The following is a 980-nucleotide window of genomic DNA, read 5'->3' as shown; positions in this document are numbered from 1 at the left end:
GCCGCGCCGCTACCGTCGATCACGGCAATCGGGTAATTCTCCAGCCAGATCACCTGCTGTTTCGCCTGGCCTTGGCCATCGTATTCCCCCAGCCATTGGCCCGCTTCGTCGTACAGGTAGCGCTGGGTCTCACCCGTCTTGGCATCGGTCTTCGCCACCTGTTCGCCTTTGCCGTTGTAGTGGTAGCGGGCCGTCTCCGTGCCGTTCACCGTCACTCGCCGCAGTCGGCTGTCCTCGCCGTAGCGGTAGCCACGGCCATTCGGGCCGCTACCGAATGGGGCGCAGGTGAAATTTTCCACCATCAAATATTTCTTGCGTTAAGCATTAAGCAGCAACCAGCTCCTTATATCTGGAACTCAGCAAAAAATAACCTATTGACAACCAACTCCTTTGGCAATAGGGGTCGCACACTCGGATATCTTCAATAATGCGACTGTGTCAAATGCCTTTCCCATCTGCGCCTCTTGAAAGGGGTCTTGACATCCCTCACTAATGCACAACAACCAATCCAATATTACCGAATATTCTTCTTGTGTAAACCCCAACCACCTATCAATAAAAAATTTTTCCCATGTACTTGGAGCCCCCCCCCTATCCAACATATCCAATATCGAAGATAAAATTAAGGAATCGTAATTCAATACATCCACTATAGCCATCATTATACCAGGCAGATAATATTGAAATGCTTCAGGGGAAAATCCATAAATCGCATCATGGTACTTCTCAAGGTCCTTATAGCTAATCTCCCAAAAAAACTTTCCCTCAAACTCCATTGCATCCAATGTAATTTCCGATTCAATCACATTATCCGCAACAGCCTTTACAGGCTTAACACGCCAAGCAAAAGCGCTCTTAATACAATCGACCATATTCATCGGACACCTCCCATGAACCAATTTCCGGAAAGCATGGCTCCACACCGCCCCATGTTAGTCCAAGCGTTGGCTTGGGCAGTCTGATGCCCTTCATCGCCACCA

General features: G+C 48.9%; 2 protein-coding genes. Both read right to left on the bottom strand.

The window, feature by feature from the left end:
• A partial coding sequence (locus EBB59_RS13265) for a hypothetical protein (protein ID WP_147455629.1) occupies nt 1–302 on the bottom strand: 302 nt, incomplete at its 3' end.
• Nucleotides 303–371: 69 nt separating this feature from the next.
• Entirely contained in the window at nt 372–878 is a 507-nt protein-coding gene (locus tag EBB59_RS13665; RefSeq protein ID WP_147455628.1) for a hypothetical protein, read from the bottom strand.
• Between the last annotated feature and the right edge of the window lie 102 nt (nt 879–980).

Origin of the sequence: Solilutibacter pythonis (assembly GCF_003697345.1) — a bacterium.
Taxonomy (GTDB): Bacteria; Pseudomonadota; Gammaproteobacteria; order Xanthomonadales; family Xanthomonadaceae; genus Solilutibacter; species Solilutibacter pythonis.
This window is presented reverse-complemented; position numbering and strand designations above follow the sequence as displayed.

Coding starts and splice junctions, on each gene's coding strand:
- EBB59_RS13665 (WP_147455628.1), bottom strand. CDS start 878: ATGAATATGGTCGATTGTATTAAGAGCGCTTTTGCTTGGCGTGTTAAG.